We start from the raw sequence: 22832 nt of genomic DNA on the forward strand, positions 1-22832 counted from the left end.
GGCGCTTTGCGCCTGGAAGAACCCCAGGAAGGAGAATCATTCTCGGCTTCTAGCTTCTAGCTTCTAGCTTCTAGCTTCTAGCTTCTAGCTTCTAGCTTCTAGCTTCTAGCTTCTAGCTTCTAGCTTCTAGCTTCTAGCTTCTAGCTTCTAGCTTCTTCCCTCTTCCCTCTTCCCTCTTCCCTCTTAAACAGGCTCGGCATGCTCGATCATCAACTGCAACGACTCACGCCCCCGCCAGCGATTGCGCGATAGCTTATAGGCACAGCGCAGACGATCGCCCAGGCCGAACGGCGGCAGCTCGCCAGGCGTCAGGGCACGAAACCAGATCGCCTTGAGGCTCACCGCGCCACACGAGAGTTCGAGCATCAGATGATTGCCATCCGCACCCACGGGGCGTAGTTGCTCGATGCGAAACTCACCGTCGAAAAGCGGGGCGTCGAACTCGCGACCGTAGGGCGCCAAGCGTGCCAGTTCATCCACCGCCGCCAGCGACAGCTGCTCGGGCGTCAAGGCACCGTCGGTCAGCACATACGGAAAAAGCTCGCGGCCACCGAGTTGCTCCTCGACCGCCGTGAGTAAGGCATCGCGAAATTCCGCCAGACGCTCGCGGGGTACGCCAATGCCCGCCGCCCCCCGGTGGCCACCGAAACGTGGCAATGCCTCGGGGGCCAGTTCATGCGCACGCTGCAATGCATCGCGCAGGTGCAGCCCTTCGATGGAACGTCCCGAGCCGGTCAGCATGCCCGGCGCAGCGGCCGGTGTAAGCACCAACGTGGGACGCCCGAAGGACTGCACCAGGCGCGAGGCGACGATGCCCTGCACGCCAGCGTGGCCGTCCTCGAGGAAGACCACGATAGCCGATGCTCCCTCGGCCAGCGCGTCGAGCGCCAATGTTCGAGCGCTCTCGACCATGTCCGCCTCGATCGCCTTGCGCGACTGATTGTCGGTATCCAGCACCTCTAGATGACGCCGCGCCGAGGCGTCGTCGGCGGCGAGCATGAAATGCAGCGCCGCATAGGGATCATCAAGGCGCGAGCGCGCATTGATGCGCGGCCCCATCTGAAAGGCCAGGGTCTCGGCATCGAAGGGCACGCTGTCGTCCCCCAGTCGCTCGGCCATGACCCGCCAGCAGGCGGCGCCCATGCGGTTGATCAATGTCAGCCCGTGGCTGACCACGGCGCGGTTGGCGGGGCTCGCCCCCAGCGAGACGCAATCCGCCACGGTGCCCAAGGCGACGTAGGACAGCCACGGCGACAATTTCGGGGTCGAGGGCGAGGCCACGCCCTGCTCGATGAGCACCGAGCGCGTCAGTGACATGGTCAGCCACGCCACCATGCATCCGGCGATGGTGGGGTCCGGGTAATCGCAATCGCTGCGTGTGGGATTGACGGTGGCATACGCTGACGCCGGCGGCCCCGCTGTCGGCAAGGCGTGATGGTCGGTGACCACGACATCGAGCCCGGCCTCACGCAGACGCGCGATACGCGGCTCGTCGGAACTACCGCAGTCGGCCGTGATCACCAGGCTAGGGCGTGGCGACAACGCCAGTGTGCGCTCCACCAGCGGCAAACTGATCCCATAGCCATCGAAGATACGATGGCCGATCAAACTGTGCAGCTTATGCATCGGCACACCGAACAGCTCATTCAGGGTCCGCAGAATGACGACGTGTGAGGTGATGCCGTCGACGTCGTAATCGGTCAAGATGCCGATATGCTCGCCCTCGGCCACCGCCAGGGCGATTCGCTCGGCGGCACGACGCGCGTCCTGCAGACGTTCGGGGTGCGCCAGATAACGCAGGCTGGGGTCGATCAGCGACGCGATATCGTCTGTGTAGTCGTGCAGACGCCCGGCCAGTATCCGCGCCTGCAGCTCGCTGAGCCCGGCCGACTGCGCGCGGCGGTAGACGCTCTCATCACGCGGACGTGACAAGATGCGACGGTTCAGCAGGCGTTGCGGATCATGCTCGGCTACTGACACGAATGACTCCTCGGGAGACGGCGGGATGGCAAACCGGGGCGTCGCATATCACCACGACGCCTTGGAAGGTCAGCGGCGCTGTTCGGCGACGAAGGCCTGCACGGCTTCGAGCTCGGCCGGCAGCACGGTGTAGCGCTCTTCACGCTCGAGTAAATCGGCCATGTGCGCGGGCAGCGGTGCACCCTCGAAACCCGCCTGGAGCACCGCATCGGCGAACTTGGCCGGATGCGCGGTCGCCAGGGTGATCATCGGTGTCGAGGCATCCGCACGAACACGTTCAGCGGCACGATAGCCCGTCGCGGTATGCGGATCGAGCAATTCCTTGGTACGCCCATGCGCGTCGCGAATCACCTCGAGGATGGTGTCGTCATCCACGCTGTGGCTGACGAACTTCTCGCGCAGCCGTGCCAACGGCGCCTCGGCGAGCACCGCTGGCTCATGCTGGAAACGCTCGAGCAGATCGCGCACGGCGTCGCCATCGCGGTCGTAAGCCTCGAACAGCAGGCGTTCGAAGTTCGACGACACCACGATATCCATCGACGGTGCCAGGGTCGCCTTGAGCGCCTGCTTGGAGAAGTCGTTGTCGGCCAGGGTACGATGCAGGATATCGTTGGCATTGGTCGCGACGATGAACTGCTTGACCGGCAACCCCATGCGATAGGCCACGTAGCCGGCGAAGACATTGCCGAAGTTGGCCGACGGCACGCAGAAGCTCACCTCGCGATGCGGTGCGCCCAAGGCCACCGCTGAGGCCACGTAATAGACCACCTGCGCCATGATGCGCGCCCAGTTGATGGAGTTGACCGCCACCAGGCGCGTGCCATTCAGGAACGCTTGATCGGCGAAGCTTGCCTTGACCATCGCCTGGGCATCGTCGAAATCGCCCTCGATGGCGATGTTGAAGACATTGTCAGCCAGCACCGAGGTCATCTGCCGACGCTGTACCTCGGATACACGGTTATGCGGATGCAGGATGAAGATGTCGAGGTTGTCGCAATGCCGACAGCCTTCGATCGCCGCCGACCCGGTATCGCCGGAGGTCGCCCCCATGATCACCGCACGCTCGCCACGCTTGGCCAGGAAGTGATCGAGGATGCGCCCGAGCAACTGCAGGGCGACATCCTTGAACGCTAGCGTCGGGCCGTGGAACAACTCGAGCAGGAAGTGGTTGCTGGCGAGCTGGTTGAGCGGCACCACCGCCTCGTGGCTAAAGGAGGCATAGGCATCGGTGACGAGCCCCCGGAAGGTCTCGTCGTCGATCTCGCCGCCGACGAAGGGCTTCATCACGCGAAACGCGATCTCGGCATAGGAAAGCCCCGCCATCGCCTCGAGATCCGCCGTCGAGAGCGTGGGAATCGTCTCCGGCACGTAGAGACCGCCATCGCTGGCCATCCCGGTCAGCACCACTTCTTCGAAACTCAGCGCCGGCGCCTGGCCGCGCGTACTGATATAACGCATTGCTCGGTTTCCTCGCTAGAAGGAAGAGCGCGGCTTCGCCGCTGGAAGCTAGAAGAACGAAGAGAGACTCAATGGCTAGAACCTGAAAGGCCGCTTCTCTCTTACGTCTTACTTCTTGTCCCTTCCCTCTTCCGTCCTGGTTTATTCCTGCTCGTCGAGGGCTTCGACACGAATCCGGGTCACCGGACCGGCGATATCGGCCAGCGATTCGAGCTGACGGATGACTTCGTTCATGTGCTGCTCGCGGGTGCGATGCGTCATCAGGATGATGGGCACCAGCTCGCCTTCGGTGGCTTCCTTCTGGATGATCGCCTCGATGGAAATCCCCTGCTCGGAGAGGATCGTCGCCACGCGCGCCAACACGCCCGGGCGGTCCACCGCCAACAGACGCAGATAGTAGGCCGTGACGATATCCTCCATGGGCAGGATCGGCAGCGAGCCGTCGGCTTCGTCAATGCCGCTAAAGGCGAGATACGGCACACGATAATGATGCTCGGTGGTGATGTCGCGCGCCACGTCGAGCAGGTCGGCGACCACTGCCGAGGCTGTGGGCTCGGCCCCTGCGCCGGCGCCATAATAGAGCGTCGGGCCCACGGCATCGCCCATCACGGCGATGGCGTTCTTCACGCCATGCACGCTGGCCAGCAGACGTTCCTTGGGAATCAAGGTCGGATGCACGCGAAGCTCGAGGCCCTTTTCGGTGCGCTTGGAAATCCCCAAGTGCTTGATGATGTAGCCCAGTTGATCGGCCTGTTCGACATCATCGGCCGTGACCCGCGAGATACCCTCCGTGTAGGCCTTATCGAACTGCAGCGGCACACCGAAGGCGATCGACGCCAGGATGGTCAGCTTATGAGCGGCGTCGATCCCTTCGACATCGAAGGTCGGGTCGGCTTCGGCATAACCCAGTGCCTGCGCCTCGGCGAGCACGTCGTCGAAGGCACGGCCTTCGTCGCGCATGTGAGTCAGAATGTAGTTGCCGGTGCCGTTGATGATGCCGGCAAGCCATTGAATGCGGTTGGCCCCCAGGCCTTCACGCAGCGATTTGATCACCGGGATGCCGCCGGCCACGGCCGCCTCGAAGGCCACGATCACGCCCTTTTCGTGCGCGGCCTGGAAGATCTCGTTGCCGTGCACGGCGATCAACGCCTTGTTGGCAGTGACTACGTGCTTGCCATTCTCGATGGCGGTCATCACCAGCTCACGGGCCACGTCGTAGCCCCCGATCAACTCGACCAACACATCGACATCGGGATTGCGTGCCACCTCGAAGACATCGCGGGTGACCTTGACCCCGGCGGTTTCGCATTGCGGGTTATCGCGACGCGTACCGACTTGCTCGACGATAATCGGTCGACTGGCGCGACGGGCGATATCGTCCGCGTTGCGCGTCAACACATTGAAGGTACCGCCACCCACGGTCCCTAGCCCACAGATACCTACTCTCACCGGTTTCAACGTCACGCTCCCCTTGCTCAGTGTATGTGTCCAGCGGACCTCCTGCGCCTAGCGTCGGAGGTCATCATATTTATCGTCGCTCGGTCATTCCTTGATGCCGAGCATTGACGCCAGCCGCTCGGCCGGCACGTACCCCGGCACCATGCGGCCATTCGGCAACACGATGGCGGGCGTTCCCTGAATTCCCAGTTCACGTCCAAGCTCATACTGCTCGGCCACCGGCGCCTCACACTCCGCCGTGGCCTCCAGGGTTTCCCCGCGCATCGCGGCGCTGAGCGCCTCGGTGGCATTGTCGGCGCACCAGGCCCGGCTCAGCACGCGTGCCGCCTCGGAGTCGACGCCGGCACGCGGGAAGGCCAGATAGTCTACCTCGATTCCCATCCGATTGAGACGGGGGACTTCTTTATGCAGCTTTTGGCAATAAGGGCACGAGGTATCGGTAAAGACGGTAATGCGCGCCTTGACCTCGCTGGCAGGCTTGTAGATGACGCGCGCCTTCTCGGGGACGTCATCGAGACGCGCCTGACGGCGTTCGTTGGCGGCACGCTCGGTCAGGTTGACCATTTGCCCGTCGCGGTTTCGATACAGGTCACCGACCACCATGTATTCCCCGTCGGCGTCTGTATACAGGGTTTCACCGCTCTCGAGTCGCACCTCATAGAGCCCCGGTAACGGCGACTCCTCGACCGACGCCACCGGCATCGGCTGCCCGTTGTGGGTCAACTTGTCAGCCAGCCCCTCGGGGGGCGCGGCAAAGCTTAATGGAGCGGCCATAAGGGCCAAGACGCCCCCGATGATGGGCAGTACGGCTCTAGACATGATCAACCTCTAGGATGATGTTGGGCGTGCAGCGCTTCCAAGCGCGCTTGGGCCACTTGGGTATAGATTTGCGTGGTCGACAGGTCACTGTGTCCCAGCAACAACTGTACGACACGTAAATTGGCCCCATGATTCAACAGGTGCGTCGCGAATGCATGGCGCAGCGTGTGTGGCGAGAGCGGTTTGTCGATGCCAGCCGCCACGGCATGCCGTTTGATACGATGCCAGAATGTCTGGCGGGTCATGAACCCATCATGGCGTCCGGGAAACAGGGGCGGTCGGGTCGGATCGTTCATCAGGCCCCCACGCCCTTGACGCAGGTAGCGCTCGAGCCATGCGGTCGCCTCCTCGCCCAGCGGGACCAAGCGCTCCTTATCGCCTTTGCCGAGTATGCGCAGTACGCCCTGGCGCAAGTTGACCGCGTCCACCGTCAAACCGACCAGCTCGGAGACACGCAGGCCACAGCCATACAACACCTCAAGCATGGTACGGTCGCGCAGTCCCAGCGGCGCATCTGGATCCGGCGCCTCGAGCAGACGCTCGACCTCGGCTTCATCCAGGGTATTGGGCAATTTGGCGACGGCCTTGGGAGCACGCGCCTCAGCCAGGGGGTCATGGGCGATATGCCCTTCGGCCAGCGCCCAGCGATAGAAGCGCCGCAGACAGGACAACAAGCGTGCCACCGAGCGAGGATGATAGTGCTCGCGACGCGCCGCCAGAAATGCCTCCAGCGCGTTGTCCCCGGGGGCAAGAAGACGCTCGCTGCGCGACGCGAGGTGCGCGAGCCAGGCATCCAGATCGCGCCGATAGGCATCCAGCGTATGTCGACTCAGCCCGCGCTCCAACCAGAGCCCATCGATAAAAGCATCGCGCCACTCGAGATCATCCACCGATTCTGCCCTCCCCGCGCCGCCTTCGCCTACCCCATATGCAAAAACCCCGCGAGCCAAGGGCCCACGGGGTTCTCGTCGAGCGCTCCCCAAAGGGAGCGCTCATGACGTCTAGACGACGCCGCAAGCCGCTTAACGAGTCAGCTTTTCCTTGATGCGAGCGGACTTGCCACTGCGCTCGCGGAGGTAGTACAGCTTGGCCTGGCGCACGTCACCGCGACGCTTGACCTCGATGGAAGCGACCAGCGGGCTGTACGTCTGGAAAGTACGCTCGACGCCGACACCGTGAGAAATTTTACGCACGGTGAAAGCGGAGTTGAGCCCGCGGTTGCGCTTGCCGATCACAACGCCTTCGAAAGCCTGCAGACGCTCGCGGCTACCTTCCACAACCTTGACCTGAACGGTCACGGTGTCGCCCGGCGAGAATTCCGGAATCTGCTTGCTCATCTGCTCGGTTTCGAGCGCCTGGATCACCTTGTTCTTGCTACTCATGACTAAACTCCTTGATATTTGGATGACCGGCTCTTCATGTGTCGAGAGTCGGTCGTGATCCCGGCGTCGCGAAACGCGGGAATCGACGTTGTGGGTGACGCGCGGCGCTCATTCATCGAGCATCCGTCGCTCCTCCGTCCTACCGACGTGCTGACTCGTGGCATTTTCCGCGATGAACTCGTCAAGCAGGCGTTGCTGCTCGCGATCCAGAGCGCGACCTTCGAGAAGGTCGGGTCGCCTGAGCCAGGTGCGCCCGAGGGACTGCTTCAGCCGCCAGCGGCGAATCGCCGCGTGGTTGCCGCTAAGCAGGATGTCCGGCACGCCACGCCCGTCGATCGTCTCGGGGCGCGTGTAGTGCGGGCAATCCAGAAGCCCCTCGCTAAAGGAATCCTCAAGTGCCGAATCGCCATGGCCGAGCACGCCCGGCACCAGCCGAGAGACGGCATCGACCATCACCATGGCCGGCAATTCACCGCCGCTAAGCACATAATCGCCGATCGACCATTCCTCGTCGATGTCGGACTCGACCACTCGCTCGTCGATGCCCTCGTAACGACCGGCGACGACGATCAGTGCCTCCAGGTCAGCCAGCTCCCGCACGCCGCGTTGATCGAGCCGCCGCCCCTGGGGCGACAGATAAACCACGCGTGTACGCTCTGGCGCACAACCACGGCGTTCGGCGTCACGGCGTGCCTCGGCGATAGCGGGTCGCAGCGTGTCGACCTTCATCAGCATGCCGGGGCCACCGCCATAAGGCCGGTCGTCCACCGTGCGGTGCTTATCCGTGGCGTAATCCCGGGGATTCCAGAAATCCACCACTAGCAATCCCTGGTCGACGGCGCGCCCCGTTACGCCGTAACGAGTGATCGCCTCGAACATCTCCGGGAACAGGGAGACAACACCAATCCACACGGCTTCATCACTCGGCCAGTGACACCGAAGATACGGCGTCAGAATTCAGGATCCCAATCCACTGTCATACGCCCGGTACCAAGATCCACCTCGCGGATCACGCCATCGGGCAGAAACGGTATTAACCGCTCCCGATCATCGAGACTCGCCTCGCTGGGCTGGATCACCAACACGTCGTTGGCACCCGTCTCGAAGAGATAATTCACTTGCCCCAGACATTCACCGGACAGCGTCTCGACCCGCAGGCCTTCGAGCTGATACCAGTAATAGTCGCCCGGCGCGAGCGCCGGCAACGCCTGCTTGGGCAGGAGAATATCCGCGCCAGCCCAACGTTCGGCCAGTTCGCGGCTCGAGATGCCTTCCAGGCTGGCGACCAGCCCTTTGCCATGAGTGCGCCCTTGGCCCAGCTTGCACTCAAAGTGCTCGCCGCGCAGTGACAGCACCCATTCGGCATGCTCGAAGATGCCCTCGATGGGGCTGGTGTACGAATACACCTTCAGCCACCCTTTCACGCCGTAGGGACTGGTCAGGCGGCCAAGCACCACGTGCTCGTCGTCTTGCGCCGCATCGGCGCGACCGGTCTCATGCGACATAGCGGGCAGTGCACTCACGCTTGCTGCTTGCGTGCTTCTTTCAGCAACTCGGCGACACGATCGGAGAGCTGGGCACCCAGACCCTGCCAATGCTCGGCACGCTCGAGATCGACGCGCAGACGCTCTTCCTGACCACGGGCTACCGGGTTGAAGAAGCCGATACGCTCGATGAAGCGGCCGTCGCGAGACTTACGCGAGTCGCTGACGGTGAGGTGATAAAAGGGACGCTTCTTGGCGCCACCACGGGCCAAACGGATGGTAACCATGCGCTATAATCCTACGGTTGAAGTTTTACGTTACGCCACGGACTGTCGCGGCGGGCAAGACCCACCTGCGAAGACGCAGCATTCTACGGAAAAAGGCTCGTATTGGAAACCTTTTTCCTTGACAAGGAAAGGCGTTATCAACGGCGCGGAAAGCCGCCGCCAGGGCCACCGCCCATGCCAGGGCCACCCATGCCACCAGGGCCGCCCATGCCACCGCCCATGTCCCGCATCATTTTCTGCATGCCGCCTTTCTTGCCGGCCTTTTTCATCATCTTCTGCATCTGCTTGTGCTGCTTGAGCAGACGGTTGAGATCGGGCACTTGCAAGCCAGCACCCGCCGCGATACGACGCTTGCGCGAGCCACTGATGATTTCCGGCTTGCGGCGCTCCTTCGGGGTCATCGAGTTGATCAACGACTCGAGCTTGCCCAGTTCCTTCTCGGCGCCCGGCCCCTGCGCAGCTTCGGCCATCTGCCCCATACCGGGCAGCTTGCCCATCAAACCGCCCATGCCGCCCATCTTCTTGAGCTGCTGGAGCTGTTCGCGGAAGTCCTCGAGATCGAAACCGTTGCCTTTCTTGACCTTCTTGGCCAGTTTCTCTGCCTTGCCCTGGTCGACGTTACGCTCGGCTTCCTCGATGAGCGACAGCATGTCGCCCATGCCTAGAATCCGCGATGCAACGCGATCCGGGTGAAACGGCTCGAGGGCATCGACTTTCTCGCCCATGCCCATGAACTTGATCGGCTTGCCGGTAACGTGGCGCACCGAGAGCGCCGCGCCACCACGGGCGTCACCGTCCGCCTTGGTGAGGATCACCCCGGTAAGCGGCAACGCCTCGTGGAAAGCCTGCGCGGTATTGGCGGCATCCTGGCCGGTCATGGCATCGACCACGAACAGCGTCTCGTCAGGCGAGACCGCTCCATGCAAGGCCTGGATTTCTTCCATCATCGCCTGATCGACTGACAGTCGCCCGGCGGTATCCACGAGCACCACATCGTGGAACTGGATCTTGGCATGCTTGATCGCCGCCTGGGCGATGTCGACCGGCTGTTGGGCGCTAGTCGAGGGAAAGAAGTCGACTTCTACTTCTTTGGCCAGCGTCTCGAGCTGATCAATGGCAGCCGGTCGATAGACGTCGGCGGAGACCACCAGCACTTTTTTCTTTTCCCGCTCGCGCAGGAAGCGCGCCAACTTGGCGACCGAGGTCGTTTTACCCGCACCCTGCAGGCCGGCCATCAAGACCACCGAGGGCGCGCTCTTGAGCGACAGCGCCTCGTTGGCCTCGCCCATGATCGCTTCCAGTTCCTGCTGGACGATCTTGACGAATTGCTGGCCCGGGGACAGGCTGCGCGAAACCTCTTGGCCCACGGCGCGCTCGCGCACCCGCTCGACGAACGCCTTGACCACCGGCAGGGCCACGTCGGCCTCCAGCAGCGCACGACGCACCTCGCGCAGCGTGTCTTTGATGTTGTCCTCGGTCAGCTTGGCCTGACCGGTGATCGACTTCAGCGTGCCCGACAGGCGATCGGTCAAACTTTCAAACATGGCGCTCTCCGGCAGGAATTGCCTAGGCATGAAAAGGCGATTATACGCGTTCGTGGCGACTCTCTCCATGCACCCGTCGCAATGCGCAAGCAGCAGGGGGATTCGCTACGGCGCAGGGATTCGCTATAGTAACGCTCCCGAGTCCGCGTGACAGGCTCACGTGATATTAACGCTTCATTTTCTTCGACGCCGACCGGCGCAGGGATTGGCCACCGATGCAGGCGCTGCCTTTTGCGATTCTCGCCATTGTCTGTTACCTCGCCGCGGGCGCCTGGCAAGCGCTCGCGCTTGCCAGGCGTGTCCCGCCCAGGACGATCTTGGTGCGCTCCCTGGGCTTGCTCGCGGTCAGCGCCCACACCGTGGTCGTGGCGCACAGCGTGTTTCTCGGTCGTGGCCTGCATCTGGGGCTTTTCGAAAGCGCCTCACTCTTCACCTGGTTGATCGCCGCCCTGCTGATCGCGGTCAGTCTGTTCAAGCCATTGTTGAATGCCGGCGTCGGCCTCTTCCCGCTGGCCGCACTGACGCTGGTTGCATTGATGCTTTACCCCAGCCACATGGTCGAATCCAACGTCTCGCCCGGCATCGTCTTTCATATCGTGACCTCCAGCGTGGCCTCGGCACTGCTCAGCATTGCGGCGGTGCAAGCCGTGCTGGTGGCGTTTCAGAACCACGCCCTCAAACGCCGTCATACACGTGGGATCATCCAGGTGTTGCCCGCGCTGACGAGTATGGAGCGCTTGCTGTTCGAGCTCATCGGCGCCGGCTTGCTATTACTGACGGCGGCCATCGTCAGCGGCTTCATCTTCATCGACAACCTTTTCGCCCAGCATCTCGTCCACAAGACGGTATTCTCTCTCGCCGCCTGGTTGGTCTTCACGGGGCTGCTCATCGGCCGACATTGGTTGGGCTGGCGCGGCGCACGTGCGATGCGCTGGACCCTGGGCGGCTGCCTGTTACTGGTACTCGGCTACTTCGGTACCAAGGTCGCGCTGCAATTGATCTTTCACGATATCTAGGCGAAAACGCAGCAACTTGACACTTCCAAAGGGAAACCCTACAAACGATGTTGGCTTTTCAGCGAGGACCTCTCCACCTTGAGCGATGACCTACCCTTAGGGCTGCTGTTAACGCTGCTGCTCGTGCTCATTTGCCTATCCGCCTTCTTCTCCAGCTCGGAAACCGGGATGATGTCGATCAACCGCTATCGCCTGTCGCACCAGGCCAATAGCGGCGAGCGCACCGCCAAGCGGGTCTTACGGCTGCTGAGCCGACCCGACCGGCTGATCGGCGTCATCCTCATCGGCAACAACTTCGTCAACAACCTCGCCGCCTCCATCGCCACGATCATCGCCATCCATTTCTTCGGCGACGTCTCTGGACCGGCCATCTCGACCGCTGTGCTGACCATCGTGATTCTGATCTTCGCCGAGGTCACGCCCAAGACGTTCGCCGCGGTCAAGCCCGAACGCATCGCCTATCCCGCGTCTTTGGCACTAGAGCCGCTACTCAAGCTCTTCTATCCGCTGGTGTGGCTCGTCAATGCGATTTCCAATGGCCTGCTACGGCTCTTGGGTGTCAAGGATATCGACGGCAGTGCCGACAACCTGACGCGTGATGAGTTGCGCACGGTCGTTCACGAGGCCGGCACCATGATTCCCCGGCGTCACCAGTCCATGTTGCTGTCGATCCTCGATCTGGAAAACGTGACCGTCAACGACATCATGGTGCCGCGTCAGGAGATCGCCGGCATCGATCTCGACGACGACATCGAGGCCATCCTCACCCAGATCCGCTCCAGTCAGCACACGCGAGTACCGGTCTACAAGGGCGACATCAACAACATCATCGGCATCCTGCACCTACGCAACGCCGCACGCTTCCTTTCGAAGCCCGAGGTGACCAAGGCCGCCATCGTCCAGGAAGCCCGTGAGCCCTATTTCATTCCTGAGTCGACGCCGCTTCACACTCAGTTGCTCAATTTCCAGCAACAAAAGCGTCGTATCGGCATCGTGGTCGACGAATATGGCGACGTGGAGGGGTTGGCGACACTGGAAGACATCCTCGAGGAGATCGTCGGCGAGTTCACCACCGACGAAGCGGCCACGCACCGCGAGATTCATCCTCAGGAAGACGGCAGCTACATCATCGAGGGCACTACCAATATTCGCGACATCAACAAAGTACTCGCCTGGCAATTGCCTACCGACGGCCCCAAGACGCTCAACGGGTTGATTCTCGAGCATCTGGAAGCCTTTCCCGACGCGCCCGCCTGCCTGCAGTTGGGAGCGATCCGCATGGAAATCCTGCAGATCAAGGACAACCTGATCACCTCGGCGCGCTGCTGGCAATCGGCACGCCGCGCCCGGGTGTTGGGTTAACGCGAAGAAACGCCGATTTCGGCTTCGGCCTTACGTTTGAGTTCGATCACGCGGCGCTCCATATCGCCGCGTTTGGCCTCGCCCACCGGAATAGGGTCACCGAAGTGGAGCGCCACCCGGGCCCGGAAACGCCGTGGCCATTTGGTCAACGCCTTGCCGCCGCAATTCGATGTCCAAGATCCCCACAGCCCGGCTAATCCGGCAGGCACCACCGGCACCGGGTCTCGCGCCAGAATGATCTCCACGCCCCGCCGAAAACGCTGCATTTCGCCGTCGGACGTCAAGCGCCCCTCGGGGAACAACATCACCACCTCGCCCTGACGCAGGGCGTGACTCACTTCATCCAAGGCACGCCGCACGCCGCCAGGATCGCAGCGCTCGGAATCCACCGGAATAGCGCCGGCAATGCGAAAGAACCAATTGAGCCACGGAGATTCGTAGATCGGGCGATCCATCAAGAAGCGCAGCGGACGCGGGCATCCACCGCCCAGGATCAAGGCGTCCATGAAGCTGACGTGGTTGCACACCACCAGCGCCGCGCCACGTGCGGGCACCGATTGGCGACCGCGAAAACGCAGCCGATACAACACGCGAATCAGCACGAAAATCGACAGACGCAGTGCCGGACGCGGCACCATGCACAGGATGACTGCCGCCAGCGTCAGGGACACCGCCGACAAGGCCAGCATGAAGGTATTGAGCGAGGCGCCGATCACACTCAGCACGACCACACCGAAGCCCGCCGCCAGCACCATGAACAGTGCATTGAGAATATTGTTAGCGGCGATCATGCGGGCCCGATTGTCATCGCCGCTTTCGAGCTGAATCAGCGTATATAACGGCACGATGTACAAACCGCCGCCCAAACCGATTACCGCAAAATCGAGCATCTGGCGCCAGAAACCCGGTGACAGGCTCAATGCCGCCAACCCGGTATCGCTGCCCGCCAGCGGCTGACTCAGCCCCAGGTCGAGACCGGCCAGACCGAAGAGCATGGCGCCGGCCGGTATCAGCCCGACTTCCAGACGTCCCGCCGACAGCCGCGCGCACAATAGCGCGCCCGCGCCAACGCCCAGCGCGAACGCGCCCAGCAAGGCACTGACCACAGCTTCGTTGCCATGCACGACATCGCGTGTCCAGGCAGGCAGTTGGGTCAGGTAGCAGGCACCTAGAAACCAGAACAAACTGATGCCCAGCAAGGCACGAAATACCCGTGGTTGACGCCAGGCGTCGCGCATCACTTCACGGCCGCCATGCCAAGGCCGCCACTGTGTGGTGCCCGCCTGGCTGGGCGGCGCGCTCGGCACCCATAGGCTGGCGACGAGCCCCAAGAGCGCCAGCACGACCAAGGTGGCGGCGATACTCCCCCGCGCCCAATCACCATCGAACGATGCCAGCACCCCTGCCAGCAGCGTCCCCAGCAGGATCGACAGAAAAGTGCCCAGACTGATCCAGGCATTGCCCTTGACGAGCTCGGTCGGCGACAGGTGTTGCGGCAAAATGGCGTACTTCACCGGCCCGAAAAGCGCCGACTGGGTACCCATCATGAACAACAATGCCAGCAGCACGGCATAGGCCTCATACCAGACGGCGGCCGCCGCCATGCTCATGGTCACGAGTTCCAGCACCTTGAGGCGTCTGACCAAGCGTCGCTTGTCGAGACGGTCGGCCAGTAAGCCGCCCCACGCCGAAAACAACAAGAAAGGCAGGATGAATAGCCCCGCCGCGAGATTGTTGAGCAATCCCGTGTCCCAGCCATAGCGCGGCACGGCGACGAAGGTCAGTAGCAACAACAGGACATTCTTGAACACGTTGTCATTGAACGCGCCCAAGGCTTGTGTCCAGAAGAAGGGAGCGAACCGACGCTGGGTAAGCAATCGGGGGATCACGGTTCTCTCGGACCGTACTTGAGCCCCATCAGCGTGGTGGTGAGCAATTGATCGAGCAACTCGGTGACTTCCAGCGACTGGCCCTGCCAGACGCCCAGACGTTCGTTGAGGCCCAACTGGACCAGGCCGTGCACGCTACCCCACAGGGTACGGGCCATGCGCCTTGCTTCGAGCTCGCCCATCAACGGTTGATACTCGGCAAGCGCCGCCTCGACACGCACGAACAGGCCCTCGATCATGTCGTTCTGACGCTGGTCCAGCTCGCCCTCCTGGGCCAGCGGATAATCGAACAGCATCTGCCAGCGATAAGGCTCGTGCTGCGCGAACATCCAATAAGCCGTCGCCAATGCCTTGAGACGCGGCTCGGGGTCGGCACCTTCGAGTCCCTCTACGGCTACTCGCAAGCGTCCCAGCGTCTCGACATTGACGTATTGCAGCAGGTTGCCAAAACTCCCGTAGAGTTTCAGCAGCGTGCTGGGCGCACATCCCACCTCGCGCGCCAACGAGCGCAGCGACAGCGTATGCACAGGATTATCGCGTAGCCAGGCGTCACACGCCGCCATTACCTGACCATGCAGCACCTCGGGTGCATGCTGTCTGGGACGAGCCATCGGATTCCTCGTGATGAGCATGCGCGGCACTTAACTCTTGCCACTCTACTGCCGCTCTTACTAGTTTTGCTCTTAGCGAGCGCAAGAGTCCGAACCGCGCGTGATCGAACAGCGTTTCCCCCAGCATATCGGGAACGCACGCAAACGCAAGTGGCAAGCCCTGCGATAAATCAAAAGCCACGCTGGTAAGCGCCCACCAGCGTGGCTTACCCTGTCGCGTCGAACCGCGAGGAGAGAGCATGGCCGGCCGTCTTTACATCAAGCCCTGGACAACGCCGCCGCTCGACGCGCTGCGCCAGGACGACCAGCCGATCGTCGGCCCCAACCTGGCACCGCGCCGCCCTATTTCGATCATTCGTCAGGACGCGGGCGAAGCGCATTGGGCCACGGTATTCTGGGGATTGACCCCGCCTTGGCTCAAGGTACTGGATCATGCCCCGCATTGCGCCCGCGCCGAATCGCTCGAGCAGCGCCCGATGTTTCGCGAGGCCTTCCAAGCACGGCGCTGCCTGATTCCGGTCGCCGGGGTTTACGTATGGAAACCGCAGCCACGCATGAAGCAGCCGTTTCTGGTCACGCGCGTCGACCGGGCGCCGCTGCTGCTGGCCGGGGTCTGGTGCCGTTATCACACCACGCTGACAGAGTTCAACGACTCCACGGCCTTGATCACGGTGCCCAGCAATGCGCTGCTGACACCGCTCAGCGATCGCTTCCCGGCCGTCATCGAGGCGGGCGATGCCCACGAGTGGCTGGCGCCAACCACCCCGGACGAGCGTGCTCATGAGATGCTGACTCCCGCCTCCTTGGAACTGTTGGGCGCTTTTCCTGTATCAAGACGTGTCAACGATCCAAAGCATCAAGACTGGGCCTGCGGACATCCCACCGGCCCGATGACCTACTGGCATCACTGAACAAGGAGTCTTCACCGTGTTTTCGTCCTCTCCCCTTGCATGCCGCTGGCTGCTCGGCGCGCTCCTCGTTCTCGTCGCCGGTTACCAAACGGCGCGCGCCAGCGACCCAGTGGCCGAGGTCGTCGAGCCGACCGTCAGCCCCAACGATACTCGCGATTATCGTGCCCTGACGCTCGACAATGGCCTCGAGGTCTTGATGGTCAGCGATCCTCAGGCCGACAAGGCTGCCGCCGCCATGAACGTGGACGTCGGTAGCGCCGACGACCCTGACGCCACCCCGGGCTTGGCGCACTTCCTCGAACACATGCTGTTCCTGGGCACCGACCGTTATCCGGAAGCCGACGCCTACCAGAATTTCATTTCCGCCCACGGCGGCGATCACAACGCTTTCACCGCATCGCGCGACACCAACTACTTCTTCGACATCGAGCCGCAAGCGCTGCCCGAGGCTCTGGATCGCTTCAGCCGCTTCTTCATTGCACCGCGCTTCAATGCCGAGTACGTCGACCGCGAGCGCAATGCCGTCAACTCGGAGTATCAGGCGCGTCTGCGCGACGATAGCCGGCGCCTCCAAGAGGCCATCAATCAGGCACTCAATCCCGAACACCCCATGACCCGCTTCTCAGTCGGTAGCCTGGAGACACTCAAGGACGGAGATACGTCATCGCTGCGCGAACGTCTGGTCGATTTCTACAAGGCGCACTACGGCGCCAATGTCATGCACCTGACGGTCATCGGTCCACAATCGCTGGATGAACTGGAAGCCATGCTGCGCGACCGCTTCGCCCAGGTGCCCGATCGTCATTTATCGCGCAGCGAAATCGACACGCCCTTGGTCACCGACGACGAGCTGCCCGCACGTTTGGAGGTCAAGAGCCTATCGCAGGACAAGCAGGTGCGCTTCCTGTTCCCGATCCCCGACCCGCAGGGCGACTATCGCATCAAGCCGGCCGACTATCTCGCCAATCTGCTGGGCCATGAAGGCGAGGGAAGCCTGCTCGCGGCATTGCGTCACAAGGGATGGGCCGATGGCCTCTCGGCAGGCACCATGAACGGCGATGGCCAGCACGCGTTCTTCGCTGTCTCGGTCAGCCTCACGCCAGAAGGCGCACGGCATATCGATCGCATTCAGGCCAGCCTTTTCGATCAGATCACACGGATTCGCGAGGACGGGCTGCAGGCGTGGCGCTACGCTGAGCAAGCTCGCCTCAACGAACAAGCGTTTCGTTTTCAGCAACCGGGCGAGCCTATCGACCAGGTCAGCCAATTGGCCATGAATCTGGCCGATTATCCGCTCGAGGATGTGCAATACGCGCCGTATCGCATGGACGGTTTCGATGCCGCACGTATTCGGGAGTATCTCGCCGACATGACCCCGTCGCACTTATTGCGCGTCTATAGCGGCCCCAATGTCGACGGCGACGACACCTCACCCTACTTCGAGGCGCCCTACACACTGACGCGACTCTCGACTTGGCCGGACGCCGCGCCGCTCGACAACCTCGGTCTGCCTCCGCATAACCCTTTTATCGCCAGCGATCTGGAGGTTCACGACGCCAGTGGCGATAAACCGCATGCCATCGTCGAGGCGCCCAGCGTCGAGCTCTGGCACCTCGCCAACGATCGCTTCGGTACACCGCGCGTGGAGTGGCGATTCAGCCTACAGAATCCCGACGCCTCCGACAGCGCCCGCAATGCCGCCTTGACGCGCCTGCTCGCCGGCTGGGTCACCGACAGTCTCAACGAACGCTTCTACCCAGCCCGACTGGCCGGACAATCCTTCGATGCCTATGCCCACGCCCGCGGCATCACGCTCACCTTCTCAGGTTGGCGCGATCGTCAGGCACGTCTGATGGGCGACGTCCTCGAACGTCTAAAGGAAGGTGACATCAGCGAAGAAAGCTTCTCGCGCGTCAAGTATCGGCTCTCGCAGCAATGGCAAAACGCGCCCCAGGCGCCACTGCATCAGCAAATGTATCGCACGCTCAGTGAGTCGCTGTTGCGCCCTCAGTGGACGACGTCCTCGATGCTCGAGGCGCTGGATACGCTGAGCGTCGGCGACCTGCGCGACTATCGCGACGCCTTCCTCGGAGATCTCTATCTGCAAGCCATGGCGGTGGGCAATCTGGATTCTGACCTGGCACGTCGTGAGGGGCTGCAAGTAGCCAATGCACTCACACCCCGGCTCGAGGCCTCGGACATCCCTGACCTGTCACCGCTGGCGATTCCCGAGACGCCGCCGACCCTGCATCCGCGCAGTACCCGCAACGACGCCGCCGTATTGCGCTATCTGCAAGGCCCGGACCGCAGCCTCGACAGTCAAGCCCGTCTGGCGGTACTCGGCAAGATGCTCGAATCGCCGTTCTACAACCAGTTACGCACCGAGGAGCAACTCGGCTATATCGTCACGGCCGGCTATTCGCCCGTGCTCGATGCGCCGGGTCTGGCGATGCTGGTGCAATCCCCGGACACTCCCAGCAAGCGCATCGCCGCACGCATGGATGCCTTCCTGAAGGACTTCGACGCACGCCTTCAAGCACTCGACAATAGCGAGCTGGCACCTTATCGCGACGCGGTCAGCAGTCGCCTGAGGGAGCGCGACAACAGCCTGGGTGAGCTGACCAACCGCCTCTGGCAGACGCTGGCCTACGCCGAGCCGGACTTCTCACGGCGCGAGAAACTGGCGGATCGCGTCGACGCCATGGATGCCTCTGCCATTCGCCAGGCGTGGCGCGCGCTACGCCACACACAGCCGCTCACGGTGAACTACGATGCGCATACCCAACCCAGCGATGTCATGGGGCTGACGCGCGACTTCCGGCCGCTCCCCGCCAGCGACTGAACATATCGTCAGCGGCCCCACCATGCAAAACGCCCGGGTTCATGGCCCGGGCGTTGCGTGTCTGATCAGCACATGTCGCGTCAATCAAACGCCTGCGGCGGCATCATCGCTTCGACGTGCATGACCAGTTCCTCGAGTACCTGGCGCTGTTCGTCATCCAGCGAGACCTGGTTGAGCCGCTCGATCTCGCGCGCAAACCCTGTCAACGTCAGACCCGATACCTCGGCATCGTTCATGCGCGCCCAACGGTAGGCTTCCCACTGCGCCTGTTCGTCGCCACTCAAGGTATCGGGATAGTTGCGCGCCCGCAGACGGAACAGCATTTCCTCCAGGCGCGGGTCCTGAAAGGCGAAACGCGCATCAGCCAGATCCCAGGGCGCCATTTCGCGGGCACGCTGCATTTCGCGACGATCCGCCGGCGAGAAGAAGCCTCCCGAATACAGCATCACGTCCGGGTCGCTGGGTGGCGCTCCGGGGCCATCGGCGAACACCTCGGCGGCCTTGGCCGCCACGTCCGGCGCGGCCTGAAGCTGCTTCCAGTGCCCCCGGCAAGCGTCCATGTCCAGCCCCAGCCGGGCCACGATATCGCCATATTCGCCCTGACGGGGGCCACTGGTATCCTTGAGCGAGGTGGCCGGCATGATCACCGGGCTCTTGTTGATTTGAATCACCTTGAGCGGAATGCGCGCCTCGCCCTCGGCCAACTCATCGGCACTGGCGAATACCCGCTCGCGAATCTGCGCGGCGCTCAATGACAGCAGCGGCGTCGGGTCCACCGACAAGTCATAGACGATCACCCCATTGGGGTTGCTCGGGTGCTCGGCCAGCGGCACCACCAGAGCGCTACACCCGCGACTTGCCGGATAGCGCCGCGAGACGTGGAGCATCGGCTTGCGTGCCTGAATGTCCAGCATCTTGGCAACCGTGCGCTTATCGCGCAGCTTGAGCAGATACTCGAACAGTTGAGGATTGCGCGACTTGAGCAGGCGCGCCAAATCGATGGTCGCCCGCACGTCGGACAAGGCGTCGTGGGCACCGGCGTGCTCGATGCCATTGGCGGCGGTCAAATCCTCGAGACGAAAACTCGGCGCACCGTCCTCGCGCGTCGGCCACTCGATGCCTTCCGGACGCAGGGCATGGTACGTACGCACCACATCGATCAAGTCCCAGCGCGAATTGCCGTTTTGCCACTCGCGGGAATACGGGTCGATGAAGTTACGGTAAAAGAGATGGCGGCTGACTTCATCGTCGAAGCGCAGCGTGTTGTAGCCCAGCGAACAGGTACCGGGCACGCTCATTTCGGCATGAATGCGCGCGGCGAACTCGATCTCGGCGAGACCTCGACGACGCGCGGCTTGGGGCGTGATGCCCGTGATCAAACAGGCCTGGGGATGCGGCAGGAAATCATCTGCCGGCTTGCAATAGAACGTCAGCGGCTCGCCGATCGGGTTGAAATCGAGATCGGTGCGGATCGCGGCGAACTGCGCGGGGCGGTCGCGCCGAGGATCGGCACCGAAAGTTTCATAGTCATGCCAAAGAAAGGTCGGCTCGCTCTTGCCCTGCGCCATGGCCGCAGTCTCCCCACTGCCAAAAGCGCTCAGCCTAGCATACCCGGCCAACCGACTCAGCCGGAATGCAGCTACTCATCACGCGGCAGCGTGACGTTAAGCTCGAGCACCGAACAGTCATTATCGCGATCGAGACTGATGTTGATCGCATCCTGATCCACTTGCACGTAACGCCTGATCACCTCGAGCAACTCTTTTTCCAGCATCGGCATGTAGTCAGGCTGGTCACGCTGACCACGCTGGTGCGCCACGATGATCTGTAGGCGCTCCTTGGCCACCGACGCCGACTTCTTGCGTTCGCGCTTGAGAAATTCGAGTAGTTTCACCGGCGACCTCCTCCGAACATACGGGAGAGCAGCCCTTTCTTCTGGTACTCATGAAAACGTAGCGGTACTTCCTCGCCGAGCAGGCGCGAAACGGTATCGGCATAAGCCTGGCCGGCGTCGCTATCCATGTCGTGCACGACCGGCACGCCCTGGTTCGAGGCGCGCAGCACCGCTTCCGACTCGGGAATCAGTCCCACCAGATTGATGGCCAGAATCTCGCGCACGTCCTCGAGCGTCAGCATATCGCCAGAAGTCACCCGGTTGGGGTCATAGCGCGTAATCAGCAGATGCTCCCTGACCGGCGGTTCGCTGCGCTCGGCGCGACGTGTCTTGGAGGCCAAGAGCCCAAGGATACGGTCGGAATCGCGGACCGACGATACTTCGGGGTTGGTCACCACGATGGCCTCGTCGGCGAAATACATCGCCAGCTGCGCACCATGTTCGATGCCCGCCGGCGAATCGCAGACGATGAAGTCGTATTCCTGGGACAGCGTCTCGAGCACTTTTTCCACGCCTTCGGGAGTCAATGCCTCCTTATCGCGTGTCTGAGAGGCCGGCAGGATATGCAGGTTTTCGGTCCGCTTGTCACGAATCAGCGCCTGGTTGAGGCCAGCCTCTCCCTGGATGACGTTGATCAGGTCGTACACCACGCGACGCTCACACCCCATGATCAAATCGAGGTTACGCAAGCCCACGTCGAAATCGATCACCACGGTCTTGTTGCCACGCAACGCCAAGCCCGTGGCGATAGCCGCGGCGCTGGTCGTCTTGCCAACTCCGCCCTTGCCGGAGGTCACTACAATGATCTTGGCCAAGATGAGCTTCCTGTTGCTATTGAGTCGTTCGTACTAGCCATCCACATTGGCGCGACATGGCGCCCTGACATCCCGACTAGCCGAGCGATGAAATGTTCAATTGGTCATCGCGCAGTTGAACCTGTACAGGCTGGTTCAGCAAGCGCGGGTCGATATCTTCCAACCGTTTGTAATTGCCGGCCAGCGACAACAACTCGGCATGCAATTCTTTACAGAAGATGCCCGCCTGGCGATCCCCGTGAATGCCGCCCAACGCACGGCCGCGCAGCGGGCCATAAACGTGCACGCTGCCCGCCGCCAGAACCTCGGCACCCGGGTTGACCGCGCCGACTACGACCAGATCGCCCTCGGGCGCGGTGACCTGCTGGCCCGAGCGCACTGTACCACGGTAGATACGCCCCACGGCCGGTGCGGATGACGCCTCGACCTCGGGTTGCGGCTCGGCAGTGGCGAGCGGCGCCTCCTCCACGGCACGCGGACGCGCTTCTTGCGGTGGGAACCATCCCAGCCCCAGCGCCCAAGCGGATTGCTTCACGGGGTCGGTGCCGCCACGCACGGCCACCGGCAGCAGCTTGTGGGCGCGGCACACGGCACAAATACGCTCCAGCGCCAAGTGAGGTTCATCGAGCTGCTCGACGCTGAGCACTACCGGCGTATGTTGAAAAAACGCCGGCGACTGGCTCACCTTACCGGCCAACTGAGCTCGTATCTGCTCAGGGTCGGCGCTCGTCAGCTCCATGACCGTCATGGGCAACATGCCACCCTTGAAGGTGAACGCCGATGCTACCCGATCCATGTTGAGGCTCATGGCCGCACTCCACAGCTGATGACTGATGTATAAAGGTAAAGCTAAGCGAGGGTCGTGATGGCTGCAACTGATGATAAGACCAGCGTCCCGACTTTGTCAGGTGTCTCCGCGAACCGACGCCCTTGCCATCGTCGCCTTTTCCCGGTGCCGGCTCGCATGCTTTGATACGCTATGGCGCACACAACACTCAATCATGTGACGCTTTTTGCTAATATCGTGGCCGACGTGAGACGACAGGAACGCTGTCTCAGCGTTATCGCCACGCATTTAAT

20 protein-coding genes are annotated in these 22832 nt (G+C 62.3%); 4 read left to right on the forward strand and 16 right to left on the reverse strand.

All coding sequences use genetic code 11. The features are described from left to right. Positions 1–183: 183 nt before the first annotated feature. The 10 genes from OP494_RS10725 to ffh all read right to left on the reverse strand — a co-directional run bounded on the left by OP494_RS10725 (position 184) and on the right by ffh (position 10412). Positions 184–1980 (reverse strand): DHH family phosphoesterase, encoded by a 1797-nt coding sequence (locus OP494_RS10725; RefSeq protein WP_280540725.1) that lies wholly within the window; start codon positions 1978–1980, stop codon positions 184–186. A 69-nt stretch (positions 1981–2049) separates the two neighbouring features. Further along, positions 2050–3438, reverse strand: a complete 1389-nt coding sequence (thrC, locus tag OP494_RS10730) for a threonine synthase (RefSeq protein ID WP_280540726.1) — start codon at positions 3436–3438, stop codon at positions 2050–2052. Between the two features lie 141 nt (positions 3439–3579). After that, positions 3580–4896: a homoserine dehydrogenase gene (locus tag OP494_RS10735; RefSeq protein WP_075367788.1), complete on the reverse strand. Its 1317-nt coding sequence runs from the start codon at positions 4894–4896 to the stop codon at positions 3580–3582. Between the two features lie 84 nt (positions 4897–4980). Continuing rightward, the gene (locus tag OP494_RS10740) at positions 4981–5715 is read right to left on the reverse strand and encodes a DsbC family protein (protein WP_280540728.1); all 735 of its coding nucleotides are present in this window, start codon (positions 5713–5715) and stop codon (positions 4981–4983) included. A 2-nt stretch (positions 5716–5717) separates the two neighbouring features. Next, the gene (gene xerD / locus OP494_RS10745) at positions 5718–6605 is read right to left on the reverse strand and encodes a site-specific tyrosine recombinase XerD (protein ID WP_280540729.1); all 888 of its coding nucleotides are present in this window, start codon (positions 6603–6605) and stop codon (positions 5718–5720) included. Between the two features lie 132 nt (positions 6606–6737). Next, positions 6738–7097 carry a 50S ribosomal protein L19 gene (rplS, locus tag OP494_RS10750; protein WP_280540730.1) on the reverse strand — a complete coding sequence of 120 codons (360 nt, stop codon included), beginning with the start codon at positions 7095–7097 and terminating at the stop codon, positions 6738–6740. Between the two features lie 108 nt (positions 7098–7205). Further along, entirely contained in the window at positions 7206–8009 is an 804-nt protein-coding gene (trmD, locus tag OP494_RS10755) for a tRNA (guanosine(37)-N1)-methyltransferase TrmD (protein WP_280540731.1), read from the reverse strand. A 38-nt stretch (positions 8010–8047) separates the two neighbouring features. Next, positions 8048–8602 carry a ribosome maturation factor RimM gene (gene rimM, locus OP494_RS10760; protein ID WP_280540764.1) on the reverse strand — a complete coding sequence of 185 codons (555 nt, stop codon included), beginning with the start codon at positions 8600–8602 and terminating at the stop codon, positions 8048–8050. Positions 8603–8616: 14 nt separating this feature from the next. Next, complete coding sequence (gene rpsP, locus OP494_RS10765; RefSeq protein ID WP_075367760.1) at positions 8617–8868, reverse strand: 30S ribosomal protein S16; 252 nt, start codon at positions 8866–8868, stop codon at positions 8617–8619. Positions 8869–9005: 137 nt separating this feature from the next. Beyond that, positions 9006–10412 carry a signal recognition particle protein gene (gene ffh, locus OP494_RS10770; protein WP_280540732.1) on the reverse strand — a complete coding sequence of 469 codons (1407 nt, stop codon included), beginning with the start codon at positions 10410–10412 and terminating at the stop codon, positions 9006–9008. A 215-nt stretch (positions 10413–10627) separates the two neighbouring features. Between ffh and ccsA the strand changes: the two genes are divergently transcribed. Next, complete coding sequence (gene ccsA / locus OP494_RS10775) at positions 10628–11428, forward strand: cytochrome c biogenesis protein CcsA (protein WP_280540734.1); 801 nt, start codon at positions 10628–10630, stop codon at positions 11426–11428. Positions 11429–11506: 78 nt separating this feature from the next. After that, positions 11507–12790 (forward strand): HlyC/CorC family transporter, encoded by a 1284-nt coding sequence (locus tag OP494_RS10780; protein WP_280540735.1) that lies wholly within the window; start codon positions 11507–11509, stop codon positions 12788–12790. Here the strand turns inward: OP494_RS10780 and OP494_RS10785 are convergent. Then, the gene (locus OP494_RS10785) at positions 12787–14679 is read right to left on the reverse strand and encodes an MFS transporter (protein ID WP_280540736.1); all 1893 of its coding nucleotides are present in this window, start codon (positions 14677–14679) and stop codon (positions 12787–12789) included. The two genes, OP494_RS10780 and OP494_RS10785, sit on opposite strands and share 4 nt — an antisense overlap. Further along, positions 14676–15290, reverse strand: a complete 615-nt coding sequence (locus OP494_RS10790; protein ID WP_097022226.1) for a TetR-like C-terminal domain-containing protein — start codon at positions 15288–15290, stop codon at positions 14676–14678. The genes OP494_RS10785 and OP494_RS10790 overlap by 4 nt, the downstream gene beginning before the upstream one ends. 239 nt (positions 15291–15529) lie before the next feature. Between OP494_RS10790 and OP494_RS10795 the strand changes: the two genes are divergently transcribed. Beyond that, entirely contained in the window at positions 15530–16201 is a 672-nt protein-coding gene (locus OP494_RS10795) for an SOS response-associated peptidase (RefSeq protein WP_280540737.1), read from the forward strand. Positions 16202–16217: 16 nt separating this feature from the next. Further along, complete coding sequence (locus tag OP494_RS10800) at positions 16218–19043, forward strand: insulinase family protein (protein WP_280540738.1); 2826 nt, start codon at positions 16218–16220, stop codon at positions 19041–19043. 80 nt (positions 19044–19123) lie between these two features. Here the strand turns inward: OP494_RS10800 and sbcB are convergent, their stop codons facing one another. The 4 genes from sbcB to minC all read right to left on the reverse strand — a co-directional run bounded on the left by sbcB (position 19124) and on the right by minC (position 22560). Then, positions 19124–20611: an exodeoxyribonuclease I gene (gene sbcB / locus OP494_RS10805; protein ID WP_280540739.1), complete on the reverse strand. Its 1488-nt coding sequence runs from the start codon at positions 20609–20611 to the stop codon at positions 19124–19126. Positions 20612–20682: 71 nt separating this feature from the next. Next, positions 20683–20937, reverse strand: coding sequence for a cell division topological specificity factor MinE (gene minE, locus OP494_RS10810; RefSeq protein ID WP_011508315.1), 255 nt, complete (start codon positions 20935–20937; stop codon positions 20683–20685). Beyond that, positions 20934–21752, reverse strand: a complete 819-nt coding sequence (gene minD / locus OP494_RS10815) for a septum site-determining protein MinD (protein WP_280540741.1) — start codon at positions 21750–21752, stop codon at positions 20934–20936. The genes minE and minD overlap by 4 nt, the downstream gene beginning before the upstream one ends. Positions 21753–21828: 76 nt before the next feature. Further along, positions 21829–22560: a septum site-determining protein MinC gene (minC, locus tag OP494_RS10820; RefSeq protein WP_280540742.1), complete on the reverse strand. Its 732-nt coding sequence runs from the start codon at positions 22558–22560 to the stop codon at positions 21829–21831. Positions 22561–22832 lie beyond the last annotated feature (272 nt).

The organism is Chromohalobacter sp. 11-W (genome assembly GCF_029889905.1).
GTDB lineage: Bacteria > Pseudomonadota > Gammaproteobacteria > Pseudomonadales > Halomonadaceae > Chromohalobacter.

Coding starts and splice junctions, on each gene's coding strand:
- thrC (WP_280540726.1), bottom strand. CDS start 3,438: ATGCGTTATATCAGTACGCGCGGCCAGGCGCCGGCGCTGAGTTTCGAA.
- OP494_RS10740 (WP_280540728.1), bottom strand. CDS start 5,715: ATGTCTAGAGCCGTACTGCCCATCATCGGGGGCGTCTTGGCCCTTATG.
- rplS (WP_280540730.1), bottom strand. CDS start 7,097: ATGAGTAGCAAGAACAAGGTGATCCAGGCGCTCGAAACCGAGCAGATG.
- rimM (WP_280540764.1), bottom strand. CDS start 8,602: ATGTCGCATGAGACCGGTCGCGCCGATGCGGCGCAAGACGACGAGCAC.
- rpsP (WP_075367760.1), bottom strand. CDS start 8,868: ATGGTTACCATCCGTTTGGCCCGTGGTGGCGCCAAGAAGCGTCCCTTT.
- ffh (WP_280540732.1), bottom strand. CDS start 10,412: ATGTTTGAAAGTTTGACCGATCGCCTGTCGGGCACGCTGAAGTCGATC.
- ccsA (WP_280540734.1), top strand. CDS start 10,628: ATGCAGGCGCTGCCTTTTGCGATTCTCGCCATTGTCTGTTACCTCGCC.
- OP494_RS10790 (WP_097022226.1), bottom strand. CDS start 15,290: ATGGCTCGTCCCAGACAGCATGCACCCGAGGTGCTGCATGGTCAGGTA.
- OP494_RS10795 (WP_280540737.1), top strand. CDS start 15,530: ATGGCCGGCCGTCTTTACATCAAGCCCTGGACAACGCCGCCGCTCGAC.
- sbcB (WP_280540739.1), bottom strand. CDS start 20,611: ATGGCGCAGGGCAAGAGCGAGCCGACCTTTCTTTGGCATGACTATGAA.
- minC (WP_280540742.1), bottom strand. CDS start 22,560: ATGAGCCTCAACATGGATCGGGTAGCATCGGCGTTCACCTTCAAGGGT.